Source organism: Mycobacterium sp. IDUB_28 (assembly GCF_055419285.1).
This window is the reverse complement of sequence record NZ_JBVAXK010000003.1, coordinates 427,358-448,502: the sequence shown is the minus strand read 5'-3', so window position 1 is coordinate 448,502 and position 21,145 is coordinate 427,358. Positions and strand designations below refer to the sequence as shown.

22 protein-coding genes and 1 pseudogene are annotated in these 21,145 nt (G+C 67.9%); 7 read left to right on the top strand and 16 right to left on the bottom strand.

Annotated elements, in window-relative coordinates; translation table 11 throughout:
• Positions 1–4 precede the first annotated feature (4 nt).
• From glmM to eccCb, 7 genes are all read right to left on the bottom strand, one after another.
• Positions 5–1,342, bottom strand: coding sequence for a phosphoglucosamine mutase (gene glmM, locus ACZYZ9_RS08965; protein ID WP_463825888.1), 1,338 nt, complete (start codon positions 1,340–1,342; stop codon positions 5–7).
• Positions 1,343–1,472: 130 nt separating this feature from the next.
• Positions 1,473–1,910, bottom strand: a complete 438-nt coding sequence (gene rpsI, locus ACZYZ9_RS08960) for a 30S ribosomal protein S9 (RefSeq protein ID WP_463825990.1) — start codon at positions 1,908–1,910, stop codon at positions 1,473–1,475.
• 26 nt (positions 1,911–1,936) lie between these two features.
• Complete coding sequence (rplM, locus tag ACZYZ9_RS08955; RefSeq protein WP_463825887.1) at positions 1,937–2,380, bottom strand: 50S ribosomal protein L13; 444 nt, start codon at positions 2,378–2,380, stop codon at positions 1,937–1,939.
• Between the two features lie 187 nt (positions 2,381–2,567).
• Positions 2,568–2,867, bottom strand: a complete 300-nt coding sequence (locus ACZYZ9_RS08950) for a WXG100 family type VII secretion target (protein WP_463825886.1) — start codon at positions 2,865–2,867, stop codon at positions 2,568–2,570.
• Between the two features lie 16 nt (positions 2,868–2,883).
• On the bottom strand, positions 2,884–3,210 hold the full coding sequence (locus ACZYZ9_RS08945) for a WXG100 family type VII secretion target (protein ID WP_463825885.1): 327 nt from the start codon (positions 3,208–3,210) through the stop codon (positions 2,884–2,886).
• Positions 3,211–3,269: 59 nt separating this feature from the next.
• Positions 3,270–4,469 (bottom strand): type VII secretion-associated protein, encoded by a 1,200-nt coding sequence (locus ACZYZ9_RS08940; RefSeq protein ID WP_463825884.1) that lies wholly within the window; start codon positions 4,467–4,469, stop codon positions 3,270–3,272.
• On the bottom strand, positions 4,466–7,966 hold the full coding sequence (gene eccCb / locus ACZYZ9_RS08935) for a type VII secretion protein EccCb (protein ID WP_463825883.1): 3,501 nt from the start codon (positions 7,964–7,966) through the stop codon (positions 4,466–4,468). Before eccCb ends, ACZYZ9_RS08940 begins: the two co-directional genes overlap by 4 nt.
• Positions 7,967–8,059: 93 nt before the next feature.
• Here eccCb and eccD point away from each other — a divergent pair, with 93 nt between their 5' ends.
• Both eccD and mycP read left to right on the top strand, forming a co-directional pair.
• Positions 8,060–9,361, top strand: a complete 1,302-nt coding sequence (gene eccD / locus ACZYZ9_RS08930) for a type VII secretion integral membrane protein EccD (RefSeq protein WP_463825882.1) — start codon at positions 8,060–8,062, stop codon at positions 9,359–9,361.
• Between the two features lie 14 nt (positions 9,362–9,375).
• The gene (mycP, locus tag ACZYZ9_RS08925) at positions 9,376–10,671 is read left to right on the top strand and encodes a type VII secretion-associated serine protease mycosin (protein WP_463825989.1); all 1,296 of its coding nucleotides are present in this window, start codon (positions 9,376–9,378) and stop codon (positions 10,669–10,671) included.
• Here mycP and eccB read toward each other — a convergent pair.
• The gene (gene eccB, locus ACZYZ9_RS08920) at positions 10,633–12,030 is read right to left on the bottom strand and encodes a type VII secretion protein EccB (RefSeq protein ID WP_463825881.1); all 1,398 of its coding nucleotides are present in this window, start codon (positions 12,028–12,030) and stop codon (positions 10,633–10,635) included. The genes mycP and eccB overlap by 39 nt on opposite strands.
• A 119-nt stretch (positions 12,031–12,149) precedes the next feature.
• Between eccB and ACZYZ9_RS08915 the strand changes: the two genes are divergently transcribed.
• Positions 12,150–12,992, top strand: coding sequence for a cutinase family protein (locus tag ACZYZ9_RS08915; RefSeq protein ID WP_463825880.1), 843 nt, complete (start codon positions 12,150–12,152; stop codon positions 12,990–12,992).
• A gap of 31 nt (positions 12,993–13,023) precedes the next feature.
• Complete coding sequence (locus ACZYZ9_RS08910) at positions 13,024–13,617, top strand: cutinase family protein (protein WP_463825879.1); 594 nt, start codon at positions 13,024–13,026, stop codon at positions 13,615–13,617.
• Here the strand turns inward: ACZYZ9_RS08910 and truA are convergent.
• The 8 genes from truA to infA form a co-directional block, all read right to left on the bottom strand.
• Positions 13,614–14,546 carry a tRNA pseudouridine(38-40) synthase TruA gene (truA, locus tag ACZYZ9_RS08905; protein ID WP_463825878.1) on the bottom strand — a complete coding sequence of 311 codons (933 nt, stop codon included), beginning with the start codon at positions 14,544–14,546 and terminating at the stop codon, positions 13,614–13,616. The two genes, ACZYZ9_RS08910 and truA, sit on opposite strands and share 4 nt — an antisense overlap.
• Positions 14,452–15,027 (bottom strand): 50S ribosomal protein L17, encoded by a 576-nt coding sequence (rplQ, locus tag ACZYZ9_RS08900; protein ID WP_463825877.1) that lies wholly within the window; start codon positions 15,025–15,027, stop codon positions 14,452–14,454. Before rplQ ends, truA begins: the two co-directional genes overlap by 95 nt.
• Before the next feature lie 59 nt (positions 15,028–15,086).
• Positions 15,087–16,130 (bottom strand): DNA-directed RNA polymerase subunit alpha, encoded by a 1,044-nt coding sequence (locus ACZYZ9_RS08895; protein WP_055579866.1) that lies wholly within the window; start codon positions 16,128–16,130, stop codon positions 15,087–15,089.
• Between the two features lie 85 nt (positions 16,131–16,215).
• Positions 16,216–16,821 (bottom strand): 30S ribosomal protein S4, encoded by a 606-nt coding sequence (gene rpsD, locus ACZYZ9_RS08890; protein ID WP_463825876.1) that lies wholly within the window; start codon positions 16,819–16,821, stop codon positions 16,216–16,218.
• Between the two features lie 6 nt (positions 16,822–16,827).
• The gene (rpsK, locus tag ACZYZ9_RS08885; protein ID WP_463825875.1) at positions 16,828–17,244 is read right to left on the bottom strand and encodes a 30S ribosomal protein S11; all 417 of its coding nucleotides are present in this window, start codon (positions 17,242–17,244) and stop codon (positions 16,828–16,830) included.
• A 6-nt stretch (positions 17,245–17,250) separates the two neighbouring features.
• Positions 17,251–17,625, bottom strand: a complete 375-nt coding sequence (gene rpsM, locus ACZYZ9_RS08880; protein WP_463825874.1) for a 30S ribosomal protein S13 — start codon at positions 17,623–17,625, stop codon at positions 17,251–17,253.
• 161 nt (positions 17,626–17,786) lie between these two features.
• The gene (rpmJ, locus tag ACZYZ9_RS08875; protein ID WP_003886927.1) at positions 17,787–17,900 is read right to left on the bottom strand and encodes a 50S ribosomal protein L36; all 114 of its coding nucleotides are present in this window, start codon (positions 17,898–17,900) and stop codon (positions 17,787–17,789) included.
• Positions 17,901–17,951: 51 nt separating this feature from the next.
• A complete protein-coding gene (infA, locus tag ACZYZ9_RS08870; protein ID WP_003418601.1) occupies positions 17,952–18,173 on the bottom strand; it encodes a translation initiation factor IF-1 in 222 nt (73 codons plus the stop codon).
• Between the two features lie 245 nt (positions 18,174–18,418).
• Between infA and ACZYZ9_RS08865 the strand changes: the two genes are divergently transcribed.
• From ACZYZ9_RS08865 to rfbB, 3 genes and pseudogenes are all read left to right on the top strand, one after another.
• Complete coding sequence (locus ACZYZ9_RS08865) at positions 18,419–19,270, top strand: LLM class F420-dependent oxidoreductase (protein ID WP_463825873.1); 852 nt, start codon at positions 18,419–18,421, stop codon at positions 19,268–19,270.
• Between the two features lie 8 nt (positions 19,271–19,278).
• Positions 19,279–20,138: pseudogene (locus ACZYZ9_RS08860) on the top strand (LLM class F420-dependent oxidoreductase).
• Positions 20,139–20,148: 10 nt separating this feature from the next.
• A complete protein-coding gene (gene rfbB, locus ACZYZ9_RS08855) occupies positions 20,149–21,144 on the top strand; it encodes a dTDP-glucose 4,6-dehydratase (protein ID WP_463825872.1) in 996 nt (331 codons plus the stop codon).
• Position 21,145: the final 1 nt, after the last annotated feature.

The following is a 21,145-nucleotide window of genomic DNA, read 5'->3' as shown; positions in this document are numbered from 1 at the left end:
AGTTTCAGCGGGCAGCGCTGACCGCGTCGGCCACCGTCGCGGCCAACCGCTGAGCGATCTCCTCATCGGCCGCCTCCACCATCACCCGGATCAGCGGCTCGGTTCCCGACGGACGCAACAGGATTCGCCCGGTGTCGCCGAGTTCGGCCTCGGCCTGCCGGACCGCTGTCTGTACCGTCGGTGCAGCCGCGGCGGTGGCCTTATCGGCGACCTCGACGTTGATCAGCACCTGCGGCAACGTCTGCATCGCCGACGCCAGGGCGGCCAGCGACGAGCCGGTCTGCACCATGCGCGTCATCAATCGCAGCCCGGTGACGATACCGTCGCCGGTGGAGCCCAGTGCCGGCATCACGATGTGGCCGGACTGCTCGCCGCCCAAGCTGTAATCGCCGGCCCGCAACTCTTCCAGGACGTAGCGGTCACCGACGCCGGTGGTGCGTACCGTCACCCCGGCCGCGCGCATCGCCAGGTGCAGCCCGAGGTTGCTCATCACCGTGGCCACCAAGGTGTCGGAGACCAGCTCGCCGGCTTCTTTCATGGCCAGTGCCAGCACCACCATGATGGTGTCGCCGTCGACGAGATCACCGTTGGCGTCGACGGCCAGGCAGCGGTCGGCGTCACCGTCGTGGGCCAGGCCGAGGTCGGCGCGGTGTGCGGTGACAGCGGCGCGCAACGATTCCAGGTGGGTGGACCCGCAGCCGTCGTTGATGTTCAGTCCGTTGGGGTCGGCATTGATCGCGATGACGCGGGCACCGGCCGCACGGTAGGCGCTGGGCGCCGCGGCGGAGGCCGCGCCGTGCGCGCAGTCGACCACGACGGTCAGCCCGTCGAGCCGGCTGGTGCTGGCCTTGCCGACGTGGCGGAGGTAGCGGTCCACGGCATCCTGGGCGTCGACGACGCGCCCGATCCCCGCACCGACGGGTCGCAGCCCGGGTCCCGCGGCGACCAGGTTCTCGATCCGGTCTTCGGTCTCGTCGTCGAGCTTGTGGCCGCCTGGGCCGAAGATCTTGATGCCGTTGTCGGGCATCGGGTTGTGCGACGCCGAGATCATCACCCCGAAGTCGGCGTCGTAGGCGCCGGTCAGATAGGCCACCGCGGGGGTGGGAAGCACGCCGACGCGCAACGCGTCGACGCCCTCGCTGGTCAGGCCGGCGATGACGGCGGCTTCCAGCATTTCACCACTGGCCCTCGGGTCGCGCCCGATCACGGCTACCCGCCTGCCGGGGCCCGATGCGCTCGCCAGATGCCGCGCGGCGGCGGCGCCCAGCGCCAGTGCCAGTTCGGCGGTCAACTCGCGATTCGCGACTCCGCGGACGCCGTCAGTGCCGAATAGTCGACCCATGCGGTCAAACCTCTCACAGTTGGCTCACCAGTGGTGAGCATGCACTCAATCACTGTTGGCTGCGAGCGGGTGTCGTATGTCGGCGACACGCCGAGCGACACCCGCTCGCAGCCCAAAAAGTGATCGTCGATCAGCGCTTGCTGTACTGAGGCGCCTTGCGGGCCTTCTTCAGTCCGTACTTCTTGCGTTCGGTGGCACGGGGGTCACGGGTGAGGAAGCCGGCCTTCTTCAGGGACGGACGATCCTCCGGCGTGGCGATGATCAACGCGCGGGCAATGCCCAACCGCAGCGCGCCGGCCTGACCCGACGGGCCGCCGCCGTGCAGCAGTGCGTAGATGTCGTAATTGTCCACCCGGTCCACGGTCACCAGCGGGGCCTTGATCAGCTGCTGGTGCACCTTGTTGGGGAAATAATCCTCCAAGCTGCGGCCGTTGAGGTCGAACTTGCCGGTGCCAGGGACCAGGCGCACCCGCACCACAGCCTCCTTGCGGCGGCCGACGGTCTGGATCGGGCGTTCGAACACGAACGATTCGCCGGTGGCCGAACCCTCGACCGCGGCGTCGACCACCTCGGTGGTCTCGAAACTGGTTTCGGTCACTGCGCCACCTGCTTGATCTCGTACGGAACGGGCTGCTGAGCGGTGTGCGGGTGCTCCGGGCCCGCATAGACGCGCAGCTTCTTCTGCACCTGGCGGCTGAGCTTGTTCTTCGGCAGCATGCCGACGATCGCTTTCTCCACCACGCGGTCGGGGTGCTTCTGCAACAGCTCGCCGATGCTCCGCTTGCGCAGACCACCGGGGTAACCCGAGTGGCTGTAGGCCATCTTGCTCTGCAGTTTGTCGCCACTGATGGCGACCTTGTCGGCGTTGATGACGATGACGAAGTCACCACCATCGACGTTGGGCGCGAACGTCGGCTTGTGCTTGCCACGCAGCAGATTGGCTGCTGCGACAGCAAGGCGGCCAAGCACTACGTCCGTGGCGTCGATGACGTACCACGACCTGGTGGTGTCACCTGCCTTGGGCGCATAGGTAGGCACAGCGCTTACTCCTGTTTTCTCTGCGAGCCTGAGCTCGGATTGGATCCCGGTGTGACCGGGGGCCGGTCCGGCGTGTGCGGGGATATGGTCTCGGCGACCGACGTAGACCCGAGAAATCCCTGGAAGCCCAGTACCCGGAGGCACCCGCACGCCAACGGTGCAGCTTACCGATGCGCATCCCCGCAGGTCAAAAGCGGCCCCAGCGGCCGGCTGCCCGACGGTCCGCGTGGGCCACGTCGTCGGCCCCCGCCCGGACCGCATTTCCCAACTCGACCAGTATCTGGTTCAACGCGGTGACCGCTTGGTGCCACCGGAGTTGCTCGGCCTGGTAGGCGGCGGCCGCCTCCCGCGTCCACAACTGTTGCAGGGGCGCGATCTGCGACCTCAACTCGTCGAGTGCGGCATTGAGCCGCACCGAGGTGGTGTGAATCTCCTGCCGGACCGAGTATTCGATGGCGGCGAAGTTGTACGACAGCACCGAGTCCATGGCCGGCCTCCCCCGATCACAGATTTCCGCCGGCCGCGCCGATATGGCGGGCATGGTCGAGGCCGGCTTCGCGCAGGGTAGCTTCGCTGTTCCGGATGGTCTCGGCGATCTCGTGCAACACGTGATACAGCCGCATCGACTCGGCGTTCCAGCGGTCCACGACGTCTTTGAACCGTGCGGCGGCGAGCCCGCCCCACAGCGTCGGTGGCACGCTGCTCACCCGGCCGATGAAGGCGTGCAGCATCGACCGGATCTCTTCGTTGCGCGCGTCCGTGGTGGCGGCGACCGAGTGCATCAGGTCGAAATCGGTGTGCAGGGTGTCGGCACCCGTCGGTGTGCTCATCGTCTCTCTCCTTTCGCTATCTAGTTCGACTGCGGCCGAGCCCTTTCGGTTCCAGGTATTTATTCGACCGCGTGCGCCGACCGCACGGCCTGCTCGCACGCATCGCGCACCGCGTCGGGGTCCCGCGCCCGGCTCTGACACCCGACGCTGATGCGGACGGATCCGTCGAGCAGCACCGTCCACCGCACGTCATGAGCGGCCCGCACCTCGCGGTAGGTCACCGCCGGGCGACCGGCGGTGCTACCGGCCGGGTTGAAGTCGACGAACACGCCGGCCGGTTCGGCGTCGATCGCGCGGCGCAGTGTCTCGGCGGCACCGCTGAGTGTCTCGCCGGGCGTCGGTGACTGCGTGACGTGCAACGCCACCTCCGGATCCGTCGGCGAGGTGATCTGTACCCGCGCCGAGCCGGGACCGGAGACCACCCGCTGCGTAGCCCAGTCGGCGGGCACCGTCAGCGCGACCCGGCCTTCGAGCAGCACCGTCGTCGGCGCCGGCCGCGCCAGGGGTACCCCGCCCGGCCTCGGGACGGCCAGCGCCGGGACGGCCAGCCCGGTCACAGCGACCGCCGCCGCCGCGAGCCGAGTCGCCGACGACCCCCGCCGCGCCACCACCGCCGCCGCGGGCGGCTCCGCCGGCACGGACGCAGTGGCCCGGGCGAGCCTGGCGAGCCGCGCATCGTCGATCACCAGGACCGTCCGCTCACCGCCGGGCACCGCCTCGGCGAGCAGCGTGGCGAGTTGCGCCGCTCCGTCTGCCCCGCCCGCGGCATCGATGACAACGGGCGCCGTGCCCGTCGCCACCACGGCCTCGACGACCTTCCCGACTGTCTGCTCCGGTGTCGCCCGGCGTGCCACCGCAACAGCCTGGGTACCCAGCACGGCCACCAACCGGCCGGTGATCTCCACCGATACCGGATGAGTCAGCTGGTCACCGGTTGCCGTCGCGAGCAACCACGACCGCGGCCGCAGCGTGACCGCACCGCTCAACTCCTTTGTGGCACTGGTGATCACACCGATGCGCGCCGCCGACCACCACGACGGATGCACCACGATCACACCGTCGTCATGCCCTGCGGCCAACGTGCGCAGCGCCTCGCTCCACAGCACCTCGACGGCCACCGGCTGCTCGTCTACCAGCGTCACCGCGTCGTCTACCGCCTCGACCGCGGCCACCCACGACTCGCTGGCTTGGACTGCGCCACAGCATAATCGGCGGATGACGGTCGGTCCGGCTTCGATGACGGCGCGATGTGCGGTCACGGGGGCGGACTCCAGGCAACCTGCACCATCTGCTCGACACCAGGACGGGTGATCAGCCTGCCACGTCCCGGGGGCAGCGGCACCGGCGGGCCTGACCCGAGTAGTGGTCCCTCCTCCGGTTGGCCGCTCATCAGCATCCCGAGGCACCCGAGGTCGCGCAGGCCGGCGAGCAGCGGATCGAACAGGGCGCGCGCCGCGCCCCCGCTGCGTCTGGCCACGATGACATGCAATCCGAGATCCGTTGCATAGGGCAGATATTCGAGCAGCGCCGACAACGATCCCGCGGCCAGGTCGTAGTCGTCGACGACGAGATAGATGTCGGGCCCCGTCCACCACGCCCTGGCCCGCAGTTGCGCCTCGGTGACATCGGCGCCGGGAAGCCGGCCGCGCAGGGTGGCGACCAGTTCCGGCAACATCGATCCCAGTGCAGCCGGTGACATGGCGTACCCGCCACGGTGTTCGGAATCGATCAGGCCGAGCAGGGTTCGCCGGAAGTCGACGATGAACAGTCGCGCCTGGGCGGCGGTGTTGGTCCGGACGATTTCGCGGCACAGCACCCGTAGTGCCGCGGTCTTGCCGCAGCCGTTGTCCCCCAGTATCAGCAGGTGCCGATTGGTGTCGAAATCGATTGTCAGCGGCTGTGATCGGTGCTCTTCGATCCCGAGCACCACATTCTCGTCCGAGGCGGCGATGACGGTGGGATAGTCCACCAGGTCGGGCAGCAACGGTATCGGGGGTGCAACCGCGGCGCCGAGGCGCAACCCGACGCCGTCCGGCAGCGCGATCAGCATGTGCTTGCCGTCCCGGGACAGCCCGCGGCCGGGGCGGTCGGGCGGCACGTGGCGTGCCTGTCCGCGGTCGATTTCGGAGTCTGCGGGATCGCCGAGCCGAAGTTCGATGCGGGTGCCGATCTGATCCTTCAACGCCGGCCGTAGGTCCGCCCACCGCGACGTCGACAACACCACGTGCACACCGAACGAGAGCCCTTGGCCTGCAATGGCGGTGACCTTCTCGTCGATCCCCTCGAACTGCCTGCACAGCGTGGCCCAGCCGTCGATGACCAGAAAGATCTCCGCGTCGGTCGGCCGCACATTGCCGCGCGCACCGCAGGGTGCCTCCCGGGCCCGCACCGCCGACTCCATTTCAGCAACCATGCGCCAAACCAGCTGCGGTGCGGCGCGATCGGCCAGATCGCCCACATGTGGCAGGTCGCCCACCGCGGACAGCGTGCCGCCGCCAAAGTCCATGCAGTAGAACTGCACCTGCTCAGGTTCGTGGGTGGCGGCCAGCGCGGTGATCAAAGTGCGCAGCGCCGTGGACTTGCCCGCGCGAGGCGCACCGACAACAGCGACGTTGCCCGCGGCGCCGGACAGATCGACCAAGAGCGGGGTGCGGCACTGCTGGTACGGGCGGTCGACGACACCGAGGGGCACGGTGAGCCGCGTACCGGCGTGCGCGTCGAGTAACGCGCTCAGGGGTGGCGCCACGCTCAGCGGCGGCAACCACACCTGATGCGCGGGCGGGCCGTGCCCGGCCAACCGGTCCAAGACGGAGTGCAGCACCGAGGGCTGCGGCGCCGCGACGGACGGTGCCCCGGCGCCGACCGGTTCGGCGGTGAACCGGCGCACTTCAGCCTGCGCCTCAACCGGTTCGGCCCTCAGCAGCCCGGACACATATGCCGCCCGGAAGCGGACCGGCTCCGCACTGCCCGCCCGCAGGAACCCCACGCCGGGGGTGGCGGGCAGCTCGTAGGCGTCGAGGGTCCCCAGCACGGCCCGTGATTCACTGGCCGACAGCGTCTTGAGGCAGATCCGGTAGGAGAGATGTGCGTCGAGGCCGCGCAGCCGACCCTCGTCGAGCCGCTGACTGGCCAGCAGCAGGTGCATTCCCAGGGAGCGGCCGAGTCGGCCGATCGCGACGAAGGTGTCGGCGAAATCCGGGTGTTGGCTGAGCAGTTCGGAGAACTCGTCGACGATGATGAACAGGGCAGGCAACGGCACCGAGCCGGGCGCCTGGTTGTAGGCCGTGATGCTCGCGGCTCCCGCCGTGCGCAACAGCTGTTGGCGGCGGTTCATCTCCCCCGCCAGCGCATCACGCATCCGGGCCACCAGCGGCGCTTCGTCGGCCAGATTGGTGACCACCGCAGCCACCTGGGGCGAGCCGGCGAAGTCGAGAAATGCTGCCCCACCTTTGAAGTCGATGAGGAGCAGGTTGAGCACGTCAGGTGGGTTGCAGGCCATCATGCCCAACGCGACGGTGCGCAACAGTTCGGACTTGCCCGATCCAGTGGCCCCGACACAGAGACCGTGTGGGCCGATTCCGCCTTCGGCGGCCTCGTTGATGTCCAGCTGCACGGGCTGTCCGCCAGCCGTGGTGCCGATCGGGACGCGCAGGTGCCGACGCTGAACGCCATTGCGCCACCTCAGTTTCGGTTCGGCACAACGTAGGTTGTCGATGCCGAGCAGGCTCGCCCAGTCATCGTCACCGCGCGGTACCGAGTTCCCGTGGGCGGCCAGCCGGCGAGCACATGCCAGGGCATCGCCGGCGTCGAGTCGGTCCGGCGCAGGTGGCGCCTCGGCCTGATCGCCATGCCGCACCGTCAGCGATGTCGCCTCAGCCCCCACCACGAGAAGGATGACCCCGGGGATCGAAGGGGCGGGCTCGGCGCTATCGACAACCAGAACGGCCCGGATGCCGACCGCAGCCAGGACAGGTCCGGCCTCACCCACTGTCGCAAACGTCAACTGCTCAGCGCCGGCTGGACGTCGATTGTGCGGCAACCATTTCAACCAGTCCCAGTTGATCGGATTCCGGTCACAAGCCACTGCGATCAGCAACTGGCCGGGCGGCTGCGCCACCGCCAGCCGGCAGACGATTGCCCGGATCAGGTCCCGCACCTCGCCGGGGTCACCGTCGATCGTCACTTCCCCGTTCAGCGCTATCACGACGGGCGCTTCCAGTGTGGAGTAAGCACCCAGAAACCGTTGTCGCGCAGCGTCGCTGACCGGATCGCAGGCGGCGGGGGCGGGCACGGGCACCAGCCGGGTCGCCAGCGGCACCTGACCGATGCCAATTCGCACGTGGCAGAGTTCCGGCTGCGCTGGTACCCACATGCGCGGGCCGCCGACCAGTGTCCACAGTGTATCCGGGTCGGGGTGCGCGGAAATCAGTGCGCGGTGTTGTGCTGCAGCGGTGTGGGTGACCGTGTCACGTAGTTCGCCCAGATAGCTGAAGTACCAATCGCGCTCGGCATTGAGCGCAGCGCCGCGCCGGCGGCTGCGGCCGGTGAGTGCGGTCGCCAGAAGCGAGACCGACATCATCGCCGGGAACGCGATGAAGGTGGGATTGCGTACCGTCGGCGTCCCGGTGAGGAATCCCGCGCCGGTGACACCCAGCATCGCTATCGCCATGACAATCGGCACCACCAGGGCGAGCGGGCTCGACGACCCCGAGCGCGGCACCTCCGGCGGTGCCGTGACTTCGATTACCGCGGTCACAGTCGGGCAACGCTAGGGGCCGGTGCAATGTGCGACAAGTCAGCTGTGGACAACCGGAGATCACCGCCCCAGCAGCCGGTTAACGTCGCACAGATGCCGGAATCGTTGTGTCGCGTCACCGTTCATTGCGAAGGTGTCAGCACCGACCTGACCCTGCCCACCGCCCTGCCCGTCGCCGAACTCGTACCGCCGATCGTCGACCTCCTGGGTGGCGCACCGCGCGGCCGCCATCGCCTGTCCTGTATCGGCGGGGCGTCGCTGCCGAGCTCGACTACGTTGGCGCAGAACGGCATCCGAGATGGCACCGTGCTCATCCTGAGCCGTGTGGACCCGCTGCCACCCGTGCGTCGTTGCGACGACGACGCCGCTGCGGTGGCAGCCGCGCTGGGCACCGCGACCCAGTCCCGCGAACCCGGCCGGCTCACCGGCGCGGTCGCGGCGGGTGGTCTCACCGCGGTCGGCGCAGCGGTGCTGGTCCGAAACGCATTCGTGGCGCCGGCCGGTGCGGGTACGGCCGCGGTGGTCGCCGGGGGCGCCGCAGTCGGCGCCCTCGCGGCGGCCGGCGTCGGGCACCGGGGTCTCGGCGACCCGGTCGCGGGACTCGCGCTTTCGCTCGTAGCCGCCATCTTCGCCGCTGTTGCCGGTCTGCTTGCGGTGCCGGGCCCACCCGGTGCCCCCAACGTGTTGCTGGCCGCGATGACGACGGCTGCCGCCACCGTGCTGGCTATGCGGATAACACACTGCGGGACAGTCACATTGACCGCCCTGGCGTGCTGTGCCGTCGTCGGCGCGGTCGCCGCACTGGCGGAGGTGATCAGCGGCGCACCACCGCACATTGTCGGATCGATTATGGTGCCGGTCTGCCTGGGACTGATCGAGATGGCACCGCGGATCTCGATGGCGCTGACGGGTCTGTCACCAATGTGCAGCGAGACCGAGCTGGCCCATAAAGGGCTGCGCGCCGACAACTGGTTGACCAGCATTCGCGGCGCGTGTGCGACGGCCGCAGCCGTCGCGGCCGTGCTTGCAGCATTGTCCGACCACCGCGCCGTCATGCTGGCCGTCGTCACCGGTGCGGTACTGCTGTGGCACTCCCGGACCGACCGGAGCAGAGCGATGATGTTCGCCGCCACCGGAATCGCCACTCTCACAATCACCTTCGCGATCTGGGCCATCGCCGCCCCGGCACACGGCCCGTGGATCGCCGCGCTGACCGCAACCCTCACCGCCGGGGCGATTTACCTCGATCTCGTCGCGCCCAGGATCCGCCTGTCTCCGGCGACGCAGCGGATCGTCGACTCGCTGGGCTGCTTGGCGTTGATCACTGTGGTGCCGGTGGTCTGCTGGACGTGCGGTGCGTTCAGCGCTGTGCGCGGCCTGAACTTGCACCCGTGAAACGCCTACCGGGTCTGCTGCTGGCGGCAGCAGTGACGCTGCCGTATCAGATAGCTCCGGCATATGCGGTCTCGCCGCCACCGATCGACGAAAAATGGCTGCCCACTGCGGCATTGCCGGCGCCGTCACAGCGTACGGTGCAGCGGGAGGTGTGCGAAGTAGCCGCGCTGGGCGAGGTTGAGCAGCCAACCCAGTTCACCGGATTCGACCTGCCCCAGCTCTGGCAACTGACCCGCGGCGCTGGGCAGCGCGTCGCGGTCATCGATACCGGCGTCCGGCGGCACCCGCGCCTGAAGGATCTGGCGGCCGGCGGTGACTACGTGTCCCTCGGTGACGGCACCCAGGATTGTGACGCACACGGCACGCTGGTGGCCGGAATCATCGCTGCCACAACAGATAAGGCAGATACGTTCAGCGGCATCGCGCCCGATGTCACGCTGATCAGCATCCGACAGTCCAGTTCCAAGTTCGCTGCGGTCAGCGACCGGTCGCGGCAGGGCGTCGGCGACGTCCAGACCCTGGCGAAGGCCGTGCGGACCGCCGCCGACCTAGGCGCCTCGGTCATCAACATCTCGTCGGTCGCATGCGTGGCCGCCGCGGACAAGATCGACGACCGCGCACTGGGGGCGGCCCTGGCCTATGCGGTGGACGTCAAGAACGCGGTCGTTGTCGCGGCGGCAGGTAACAGCGGCGGACCGGCCCAGTGCCCACCGCAACCCCCCGGTGCCACCCGGGACACCGTGGCGGTGGTGGTCAGTCCGGCCTGGTACGACGAATACGTACTGACGGTCGGCTCGGTGAACTCCCAGGGCGCGCCGTCGTCGTTCACCCTGGCCGGGCCCTGGGTCGATGTCGCGGCGACGGGCGAGGGCGTCACCTCGTTGAGTCCGGTCACCGACGGGCTGGTGAACAGCACCGACGCCACGCCGCTGTCGGGTACCAGCTATGCCGCGCCAGTGGTCAGCGGGGTGGCCGCGCTGATCCGGGCCCGGTTCCCGACGATGACCGCACGCCAGGTCATGCAACGCATCGAGTCGACGGCACATCATCCACCCGCCGGCTGGGATCCGCTGGTCGGTCACGGCACTGTCGACGCCCTGGCCGCGATCAGCACCGCCGCCACCCCACCGACCGCCGGCACGGCACCGACACACATCGACCTACCAGCTATCCAAACCCGGCAACCGTCGGACAGCCGTCCCCGCACCACCGCGTTCGGCGGCGCGGCGGCCTGTCTCCTGGCGCTGTTGGTGACGGTGGTGACCGGCCGGCTACGGCGCGCCCGTGCCGATGGTGTCACGCGCCACTGACGCCTGCTCTCTGCTCAGTTCCGGTCCGCCCGGCAAGGCCGCCAGCACCGGCCACGGCGCGGGTGCGGCGGTCGCCGGCAGCCCGAGGGCACGAGCGGCATCGTCGTCGTGGATCGCAAACCGCACTCCGGTATCGGTCACCAGGTAGCGGGTGCCGTAGGCCGGCCCGCTCCCGCCGAGGACCTGCCCGACCGCGTACGCGGTGCGGCCGGGCGGAATCCGGACGGCGTCGACTGCGGGCCCGCGGCCGTCGGCCTGCGCCAGGCTGACCGCACGACCCGGCGGCAGACCGCTGCCAATCAGCACGGTGCTGTCGGCTGGACCCGAGCGCGCAGGCTGCCATGTTGCGCACACCGTGGTGTCGCCGGAGAGGTGCGGTGTCTCGTCAGGAAAGCCGGCCACGGGCAGCGTGTGCACCAGCGGAGCCGCCCGGATCACATCGGGGGCCACCGCGATCACCCCCGCGGTGCCCTGCGAATCGCTGAACCGCAGCAGGTCCGCGGTGAAACGACCGATTCGCTGGACTCCCGCGTCGAGCACGACGTAATGCTCGTCACCCGAGGCGCGCGTGATCCGCAACACACTTCCCACCGCGAATCCCGGCAACCAGGACCCGGCGGGCCCGCCCGCACGGCGGATCCGCGGGACGGCGATGGGCGGCACCTCCAGGATGGCATTGAGCAAAAGCGGTGAAACCCGGCGCGGAGCTTGGCCGGACAGTCCCGCAGCACGCAGCACCGCGGGGTCAGCCAGGTCCACCACCGCGCGACGTCCACGGTAGAGCAGATATACCGGCGAATCCGACCCAGCCGTCGCCAGCACGGCCCGGTCAGGTTCCAGGCGGCGCGGTGCCGATGCCGGTACCGGGCCGACCAACACCGTCGTAGTCGCAGCATCGTCACTGTCACAGACGGTCCAGACCGACTCGTCCGGCGACAGCGGCGGCGTCAACATCTGCGGCGCACCTGGAATGCCCAGCAGCGCACCATGTTTGACAGCGATCAAGGTAGACTCCGGCACCGGCGTCGGATTGGCGTCCACTGCCGCGATCAACCGCGCCGAGGCCAGGTTCAGCACCGGATGCCAGGTGTCGCCGACCCGCACATACAACGCACCGGACGTCCTGCCCATCGCGATTCGAGCGTCCCCGAGGTCGACCTGCGGCCGTAGCAAAGCCAGACTTGCGCAAACCACAACCGCGACAACGGCCAGCGCGCAGCCACCCGTCAACGCAGCGGCCTGGGCGCGCGGCGGCCCGCCGACCAACCGCGGATCCCTGCCCAGCAACGCGCATTCGATGCGTCGCAGCAGGAATCGGTGGCCGCTGGCGTGCAGCCAGGTCGACGCTTGGGGCGGCACTTGATCTCCCGGAATGTTGCCGAATCGCCGTCTACGTTAGGTCGCGGACCGGTAGGCCTACGCCGTTCATCCACAGCCACGAGGGTTTTGCCCGACCCGGCTGCGGGTAAAATTCCGGCGTGCTTCAGCAATTCCTCCGCTCAGCCGGTCAGGCCGGAGTGGGCGTCGGCGCATTGATCGCCGCGACACTCGTCTCTCCTGCTGCGACGGTTCCGGTGGCCGCGGCGGCCGACTGCCCGGACGCCGAGGTGGTTTTCGCCAGGGGAACCAACGAGCCGGTCGGCATGGGCCGGGTGGGTGATGCGTTCGTGCAATCGTTGCGTCAGCAGACCAGCGGCCTGAACATCCGCACCTACGGCGTCAACTACGCCGCCAGCAAGTTGCAGCTACACGGCGGCGACGGCGCTAACGACGTGATTTCGCACGTCAAGTCGACGGCGTCGTCCTGCCCGAGCACCAAGATCGTGCTGGGTGGCTATTCGCAGGGCGCATCGGTGATGGACATCGTCGCCGGCGTGCCGATCGGTGGCATCAGTTGGGGCAGTGCGCTGCCGCCTGAGTACGCCGCCAACGTCGCGGCCGTGGTCACCTTCGGCGACGTCGCCGACCGGTCCGGTGGATCGTTGCCGACGCTGAGCCCGCTGCTGGGCGCCAAGGCCGTCGACTACTGCAACCCGATCGACCCGATCTGCCACGCCGGGGCCGGAAACGAGTGGACCGGGCACACCGAGGGCTATGTCCCGACCTACACGACCCTGGCTGCCTCCTTCGTGGCGAACAAGCTGATGGCGGGGACCACGCCGCACCTGCCCAGCCAGCTCCCGGGCAACAGCCCGTTGTTTCCCGCCTCCCCCGCACCGCTGGTGCCGGGATCACCGAGCACAGTCCCGTCGCCCGTACCGGTAGCACCTGCGCCCGGTTCTATCGTGAGTTCGCCCGGGACCGGCGTACAGGTCCACTGACCCACTGCCGAAGTATCCGTAGCATCGGATCATGAGGCGTGTGTCGATCGGCCGGTTGGCCGTCTTTGTAGCTGTTGCACTGCTCCCGTTCGCGTCCGTGCTCGCCGCGACTCCTGCCGTGGCGGCAGGTTGTCCGGATGCCGAGGTCGTCTTCGCCCGGGGACGCGAAGAGCCGCCGGGGGTCGGTCAGATCGGCGATGCTCTCGTCAGTTCGCTACGTTCCAAGACGAGTAAGTCGATCGGTGTCTACGGGGTGAACTATCCCGCCAACATCAGCGTCGACAGCGGCGCCAACGACATGAGCGGTCACGTGCAGTCGATGGCCAAGAGTTGCCCCAACACCCGTGAGGTGCTTGGCGGTTATTCGCTGGGCGCGGAGGTGGCCGATGTCGCGACGTGCTGCCGGATGGCGCCGGGCATGGACCAGCACGTGGCGGCGGTCGCGTTGTTCGGCAACGGCACCCGGGGAATCGCCCCCGCCTACGCCGCCAAGACGATCGACCAGTGCGCGCCGGGCGACCCCATCTGCGGCAGAGGCACCAGCTGGCCGGCGCACCTGCAGCCCTCCTACCTCAGCTCCGGACTCATCGATCAGGCTGCCGCGTTTGTGGCCGGGAAACTCTAGCTGGACCGCAGATCGCGGGTGATCAGCGTCCGCGCCGCGAGTTGGTCGGCGGGTGGATAGTCCACCTGCACCAGGGTCAGGCCCTGCGGCGGTGCCGCCGCGAAATCGCTGGATCTACTTGTCGCAGTGAGCATTTCGACGCACCAGTCGGGATTTCGTCGGTGCTCGCCCACCGCCAGTAGCGCCCCCACCAATGAGCGCACCATCGACCAGCAGAAGGCGTCCGCGCTGACCCGCGCGGTGACCAGATCCCCAGCCCGCGTCCAGTCCAGCCGCTGCAGTTCCCGGATCGTCGTCGCGCCTTCGCGGCGCCGGCAGAATGCGGCAAAGTCGTGCAACCCCAACAGACCTCGCGAGGCGACGGCCATCGCGTCGATGTCCAGCTCGCGTGGCCAGGCGGTGATGAAACGCGCCTGCTGCGGCACCACACCGTAGACCGCCGTCGACAACCGGTAGACGTAGTGGCGCCGCAGCGCCGAGAACCGGGCATCGAAACCTGCCGGCGCACGGGCTATTTCGAGCACGCGTACGTCGGCGGGCAGGAACCGGCCCAGCCGCCGCACCAATGCCCGGAACTCCGGGTCCCCGGACGGAGCGGTTCGCGAGTAGGCGTTGGGCGCCGCGTCCGCAGGCACGTCCACATGGGCGACCTGTCCGACCGCGTGCACCCCGGCGTCGGTGCGCCCGGCAGCACGCAACCGCACCGGCGTGCGGAACACGGTCGTCAGCGCGTCGTCAAGGACGCCGGCGACCGTGCGCTGACCCGCCTGTGCCGCCCAGCCCGCGAAATCGGTTCCGTCATAGGCGATATCGAGCCTCAGACGGACGAGCCCACTAATTCTCGGGAGCCTCTTCGGATTCCTCGAGCCCGCCCTGCGGCGCCACGGCCGCGGTTTCGGGTGCGTCCTCGGTCTCCGCGGCAGCCTCATCGGCCGAGGAGTCCACTGCCTCCGGCTCCACCGCAGCCTGCGGTGCCGCGGCCGCCGCCTCGGGTGCCTCGGACTTCTTGGACGACTTGACCCGGCGCGCCCGGTCGGCCTCCGAGGTCACCGTCTTCTCCCGCACCAGCTCGATCACAGCCATCGGTGCGTTGTCGCCCTTGCGCGGCTCGACCTTGATGATGCGGGTGTAACCGCCGTCGCGGTCGGAGAAGAACGGGCCGATCTCGGCGAACAGCGTGTGCACCACATCCTTGTCGCGGATCTTCTTCATCACCTCACGCCGATTGTGCAGCGTGCCTTTCTTGGCGTGGGTGACCAGCTTCTCCGCGTAGGGTCGCAGCGCCCGCGCCTTGGCCTCGGTGGTCTTGATCCGGCCGTGCTCGAACAACGACGTGGCCAGGTTGGCCAGAATCGCCTTCTGGTGCGAGGACGACCCGCCGAGGCGAGGACCCTTGGTGGGCTTGGGCATTGCGACTTCTCCTAGGTGGGGCCGGCCCCCGTATCAGGTAGGACCGGGACGAGATTGAGTTAGAGCTGTTCGGTTTCCGCGTAGTCCTGGTCGTCGTAGGCACCCTCGGTGGACCAGGTGCCGGTGGCGACGTCGTACCCGGCGACCTCGGACGGATCGAAGCTCGGCGGGCTGTCCTTGAGCGAGAGGCCCAGCTGGTGGAGCTTGACCTTCACCTCGTCGATGGACTTCTGACCGAAGTTGCGGATGTCGAGCAGGTCGGACTCGGTGCGCGAGACCAGTTCGCCGACGGTGTGCACGCCTTCGCGCTTGAGGCAGTTGTAGGACCGCACGGTCAGATCCAGATCGTCGATGGGCAGCGCGAACGACGCGATGTGGTCGGCCTCGGCCGGCGACGGCCCGATCTCGATGCCCTCGGCCTCGACGTTGAGTTCGCGTGCCAGACCGAACAGTTCGACCAGCGTCTTACCGGCTGAGGCCAGCGCGTCACGCGGGGTGATCGAGCTCTTGGTCTCCACGTCGAGGATCAGCTTGTCGAAGTCGGTGCGCTGCTCGACACGGGTGGCGTCCACCTTGTAGGTCACCTTGAGCACCGGTGAGTAGATGGAATCGACGGGGATACGGCCGATTTCGGCACCCGAGGCGCGGTTCTGCACGGCCGGCACGTAGCCGCGGCCGCGCTCGACGACGAGCTCGACCTCCAGCTTGCCCTTGTCGTTCAGGGTGGCGATGTGCATCGACGGGTTGTGCACGGTGACGCCGGCCGGCGGCACGATGTCGCCGGCAGTGACCTCACCCGGACCCTGCTTGCGCAGGTACATGGTGACCGGCTCGTCCTCTTCGGACGAGACGACCAGGCTCTTGAGGTTCAGGATGATGTCGGTGACGTCTTCCTTGACTCCGGGCACGGTGGTGAACTCGTGCAGCACACCGTCGATGCGAATGCTGGTGACGGCCGCGCCGGGAATCGACGACAGCAGCGTACGACGCAGCGAATTGCCAAGCGTGTAACCGAAACCCGGCTCCAGCGGTTCGATGACGAACTGGGACCGGCTGTCGGTGAGGATGTCCTCGGACAGGGTGGGGCGCTGAGAAATCAGCATGGTGTTTCTCTATCTCCTTCTCGGCACCCGCTATTTGATGCCGTTTGGGTTCCGTTCCGGCGGCTGCCGAACCAGAAGTCTCTCGCTACTTCGAGTAGTACTCGACGATCAGCTGCTCGGCGAGCGGGACGTCGATCTGCGCACGGTCGGGCAGCTGGTGGATCAGGATGCGCTGCCGCTCCCCCACCACCTGCAGCCAGCTCGGGATGGGCCGGTCGCCCGCGGTCTCCCGCGCGATCTGGAACGGCACCGTGTTCACCGACTGGTCCCGCACATCGATGATGTCGTACTGCGACACCCGATAGCTGGGCACGTCGACGCGTACACCGTTGACCGTGAAGTGGCCATGGGTGACCAGCTGACGGGCCATCCGCCGGGTCCGGGCCAGCCCGGCGCGGTACACGACGTTGTCGAGCCGACTCTCCAGGATCTTCAGCAGTTCCTCACCGGTCTTGCCGGAATGCCGGGTCGCCTCTTCGTAGTAGCGGCGGAACTGCTTCTCCATCACGCCGTAGGTGAAGCGGGCCTTCTGCTTCTCCTGCAGCTGCTGACGGTATTCGCTCTCCTTGACCCGCGCGCGGCCGTGCTGGCCGGGCGGGTAGGGACGCTTCTCGTAGGACTGGTCGCCGCCGACGAGGTCGGTGCCCAACCGGCGCGACTTGCGCGTGATGGGTCCGGTGTAACGTGCCATGGTTTTCTAGACCCTTCTGCGCTTGGGCGGGCGGCAGCCGTTGTGCGGCTGGGGGGTGACGTCGGAGATCGCGCCTACCTCGAGGCCGGCGGCCTGCAACGACCGGATGGCGGTCTCGCGGCCCGATCCCGGGCCCTTCACGAAGACGTCGACCTTCTTGACGCCGTGCTCCTGGGCCTTGCGCGCGGCGTTCTCCGCGGCCAGCTGAGCGGCGAACGGAGTCGACTTACGCGACCCCTTGAAGCCGACGTGACCCGACGAGGCCCACGCGATCACATTGCCCTGCGGGTCGGTGATGGTCACGATCGTGTTGTTGAACGTGCTCTTGATGTGGGCGGCACCGTGCGGGATGTTCTTCTTTTCCCGACGACGGGTCTTCTGCCCCTTCTTCGGGCCTGCGGCTGCCTTCTTTGCTGGTGGCATTCGGGGTTACCTGGCCTTCTTCTTGCCGGCGATGGTGCGCTTGGGGCCTTTGCGGGTCCGCGCGTTGGTCTTGGTCCGCTGGCCGCGCACCGGTAGGCCGCGACGGTGCCGCAAGCCCTGGTAGCAACCGATCTCGATCTTGCGGCGAATGTCGGCCTGCACCTCGCGGCGCAGGTCACCCTCCACCTTCAGGTTGGCTTCGATGTAGTCGCGCAACTGGGTCAGCTGGTCGTCGGTGAGGTCTCGGGTGCGCAGGTCCTTGTCAATGCCGGTGGCAGCAAGGATCTCGTTCGAGCGGGTGCGACCCACACCGAAGATGTAGGTCAGCGCGATCTCCATGCGCTTGTCGCGCGGCAGATCGACGCCTACTAGTCGAGCCATAGGTGGCGTTTCCTCTTTCTCAGCGGAGGTCTTTTCCCAGTCCGTTCCCTGCCCAGAAGGTTCTGGGCGACGGGGTCCGGCCTCCGTCCGGACGTGTTGAACGGCCTATCCGCTCAGTGGAACTGGGAGGTCTGCATTCAGTTGTTGGGCCGAAGCCCTGACTAACCTTGTCTCTGCTTGTGGCGCGGGTCCTGGCAGATCACCATGACCCGTCCGTGCCGACGGATCACCCTGCACTTGTCACAGATCGGCTTGACGCTCGGGTTCACCTTCACGGCAGTCTCGGTCCTGTTCTTCCTCTGGGCTTGCTATTCAATGTCAGTGCGCTACTTGTACCGGTACACAATGCGGCCACGGGACAGGTCGTAGGGAGACAACTCCACCACCACCCGGTCCTCGGGCAGGATACGAATGTAGTGCTGCCGCATCTTGCCGCTGATGTGGGCGAGCACCTTGTGGCCGTTCTCCAGCTCGATGCGAAACATCGCATTCGGCAGGGGTTCGACCACGCGACCCTCGACCTCTATGGCACCGTCCTTCTTGGCCATTACGCTTTGACGATCCTCTACTTTTGGTTCCGTGCACCTGGTTGGGCGCAGCATTCGTCCGAACTGCAAAACGTGAACCGATGATGGAAATTCCCGGAAGAAATTTCAGATAGGGCACGCCAAGAGTCGGCACGGACGCCGCACCGTTGGTCCACGATACCCGCTTCGCCGCCCCCGACGCAAAACGCTGCAGATCAGCGCCCGAACCCGGAATAGGGCCGGTCAGCGCACAGGTTGGACCCGTCATGACGGATTCAGCTCAGAGCAAACCCGACCTGTCCCGATTCGGATCGTTCGGACGCGGCGTCACGCCGCAGCAAGCCAGGGAGATCGAAGCGTTGGGCTACGGCGCGGTCTGGGTGGGCGGCTCTCCGCCCGCCGAACTGGACTGGGTGGAACCGATCCTGGCGGCGACCAGCACCCTGCAGGTGGCCACCGGCATCGTCAACATCTGGACTGCGCCGGCCGGACCGGTTGCCGAATCGTTTCACCGGATCGACAAGGCCTACCCGGGCCGGTTCCTGCTGGGCATCGGTGTCGGCCATCCCGAGGCACACGCGCAATACCGCAAGCCGTACGACGCGCTGACCGAGTATCTGGATCAGCTCGACGAGCACGGCGTGCCTGCGCACCGCCGCGTGGTGGCCGCACTGGGTCCGCGGGTGCTCAAGCTTTCCGCGCAGCGCAGCGCCGGGGCACACCCGTACCTGACCACGCCCGAACACACCGCGCGGGCGCGCGAGCTGATCGGGCCGTCGGCGTTCTTGGCGCCCGAACACAAAGTCATCCTCACCACCGACGCCGAGAAAGCGCGAGCGGTGGGACGTAAGGCCCTCGAGATCTATCTCAATCTCGCCAACTACCTGAACAGCTGGAAGCGACTCGGTTTCACCGACGACGATGTCGCCAAGCCGGGCAGCGACCGGCTGGTGGACGCGGTGGTCGCGTACGGGACCACCGATGCGATCGCCGCCCGGCTGCGCGAGCACCTCGACGCCGGTGCCGACCACGTCCCCGTCCAGGTTCTGACCCGGAATGAGAACCTTGTCCCGGCCCTGGCCGAATTGGCCGGGGCGCTCGGGCTCGAACGGGTATAGGGGGCTAGATGACTGGCTCAGTTTCACTCAAACCTGATTTGGGGCGGTTCGGCGTATGGCTGGGCTCCCGGTCCTGGAACCGGAGTTGGCGGCCCAGATCGAATCCCTAGGCTATGGCGGGGCGTGGATCGGCGCTTCCCCGGACGCCGACCTGGCCTGGGTCGAACCCGCGCTGGCCGAGACCAGTTCGCTGCAGCTGGCCACCGGGATCGTGAATGTGTGGACGGCGCCGGCCGCCGAGGTCGCGGCGTCCTATCAGCGCATCGAATCCGCCTATCCAGGTCGGTTCCTGCTCGGGGTCGGAGTGGGTCATCCCGAACACACCGAGCAGTACCAGAAGCCGTATGACGCGCTGGTGTCCTACCTCGACGCGCTGGACAATGCGCTGGTGCCGACGAGTCGCAGGGTGCTTGCGGCGCTCGGCCCGCGGGTGCTGGAACTGGCCGCCGCACGCAGCGCGGGTGCGCATCCGTACCTGACAACGCCTGAACACACCGGCAAGGCACGGCATCTGGTGGGCAACACCGTATTTCTGGCGCCGGAGCACAAGGTCGTCCTGACCACCGACGCGGCCGAGGCCCGCGCGGTGGGCCGCAAGTTCGTCGACTTCTACCTCGGCCTGAGCAACTACGTGAACAACTGGCTGCGGCTGGGCTTCACCGAGGACGACGTGCGCAAGCCTGGTAGCGACCGGCTGATCGACGCGCTGGTCGCCTACGGCACCCCCGACGCGATCGCGCGGCGCCTAAACGAGCACATCGACGCCGGTGCTGACCACGTCGCGGTCCAGGTCCTGGGTGCCTCGCGTCCCGAGCAGCTGATACCGGTCCTCGGCGAACTGGCTGGAGCGCTGAGCCTCACCCATTAGGGTTGGCCCCATGCGACTGCTGGTCACCGGAGGGGCGGGCTTCATCGGCGCGAACTTCGTGCACAGCACCGTGCGCGAACACCCCGAGGATTCGGTGACCGTCATCGACTCGCTGACCTACGCCGGCCGGCGGGAGTCGCTGGCCGACGTGGCCGACGCCATCAGGTTCGTCGAAGGCGATATCTGCGATGCTGAGCTGGTCTCGTCGCTGGTGGCCGAATCCGACGCCGTCGTCCACTTCGCCGCCGAATCCCATGTGGACAACGCACTCGATGATCCGGAGCCGTTCCTGCACACGAACGTGATCGGCACGTTCACCATCCTGGAGGCGGTGCGGCGCCACGGAGTCCGGTTGCACCACATCTCCACCGACGAGGTGTACGGCGACCTGGAACTGGGCGATCCCCAGCGGTTCACCGAATCCACGCCGTACAACCCGTCGAGCCCGTACTCGGCGACCAAGGCCGGCAGCGACATGCTGGTCCGGGCCTGGGTGCGGTCCTACGGCGTGCGCGCAACCCTGTCCAACTGCTCGAACAATTACGGTCCGTATCAGCACATCGAGAAGTTCATCCCCCGCCAGATCACCAACGTGCTCACCGGCCGTCGGTGCAAGCTCTACGGCGCGGGGGCCAACGTACGGGACTGGATACACGTCGAGGACCACAACAGCGCGGTGCGCAGCATCCTGGAGAAAGGTCAGATCGGCCGCACCTACCTGATCAGCTCGGAGGGTGAACGCGACAACCTGACGGTCCTGCGCACGGTGTTGCGCATGATGGGTCGCGACCCCGACGACTTCGACCACGTGACCGACCGCGTTGGCCACGATCTTCGGTACGCCATCGATCCGACGCTGCTCAACACCGAATTGTGTTGGGCGCCAAAGCACACCGATTTCGAAGAAGGACTGCAAGCCACCATCGACTGGTATCGGGCCAACGAATCGTGGTGGCGCCCGGTCAAAGATGCCGCCGAGGCCCGATACGCAGAGCGTGGTCAGTGAC

Excerpts from the sequence above, each read along its gene's own strand:
- glmM (WP_463825888.1), bottom strand. The coding sequence starts at position 1,342 with ATGGGTCGACTATTCGGCACTGACGGCGTCCGCGGAGTCGCGAATCGC.
- ACZYZ9_RS08950 (WP_463825886.1), bottom strand. The coding sequence starts at position 2,867 with ATGGACTCGGTGCTGTCGTACAACTTCGCCGCCATCGAATACTCGGTC.
- ACZYZ9_RS08945 (WP_463825885.1), bottom strand. The coding sequence starts at position 3,210 with ATGAGCACACCGACGGGTGCCGACACCCTGCACACCGATTTCGACCTG.
- eccD (WP_463825882.1), top strand. The coding sequence starts at position 8,060 with ATGCCGGAATCGTTGTGTCGCGTCACCGTTCATTGCGAAGGTGTCAGC.
- ACZYZ9_RS08910 (WP_463825879.1), top strand. The coding sequence starts at position 13,024 with ATGAGGCGTGTGTCGATCGGCCGGTTGGCCGTCTTTGTAGCTGTTGCA.
- truA (WP_463825878.1), bottom strand. The coding sequence starts at position 14,546 with ATGAGGCTGCCGCGGAGACCGAGGACGCACCCGAAACCGCGGCCGTGG.
- rplQ (WP_463825877.1), bottom strand. The coding sequence starts at position 15,027 with ATGCCCAAGCCCACCAAGGGTCCTCGCCTCGGCGGGTCGTCCTCGCAC.
- ACZYZ9_RS08895 (WP_055579866.1), bottom strand. The coding sequence starts at position 16,130 with ATGCTGATTTCTCAGCGCCCCACCCTGTCCGAGGACATCCTCACCGAC.
- rpsD (WP_463825876.1), bottom strand. The coding sequence starts at position 16,821 with ATGGCACGTTACACCGGACCCATCACGCGCAAGTCGCGCCGGTTGGGC.
- rpsK (WP_463825875.1), bottom strand. The coding sequence starts at position 17,244 with ATGCCACCAGCAAAGAAGGCAGCCGCAGGCCCGAAGAAGGGGCAGAAG.
- rpsM (WP_463825874.1), bottom strand. The coding sequence starts at position 17,625 with ATGGCTCGACTAGTAGGCGTCGATCTGCCGCGCGACAAGCGCATGGAG.
- infA (WP_003418601.1), bottom strand. The coding sequence starts at position 18,173 with ATGGCCAAGAAGGACGGTGCCATAGAGGTCGAGGGTCGCGTGGTCGAA.
- ACZYZ9_RS08865 (WP_463825873.1), top strand. The coding sequence starts at position 18,419 with ATGACGGATTCAGCTCAGAGCAAACCCGACCTGTCCCGATTCGGATCG.
- rfbB (WP_463825872.1), top strand. The coding sequence starts at position 20,149 with ATGCGACTGCTGGTCACCGGAGGGGCGGGCTTCATCGGCGCGAACTTC.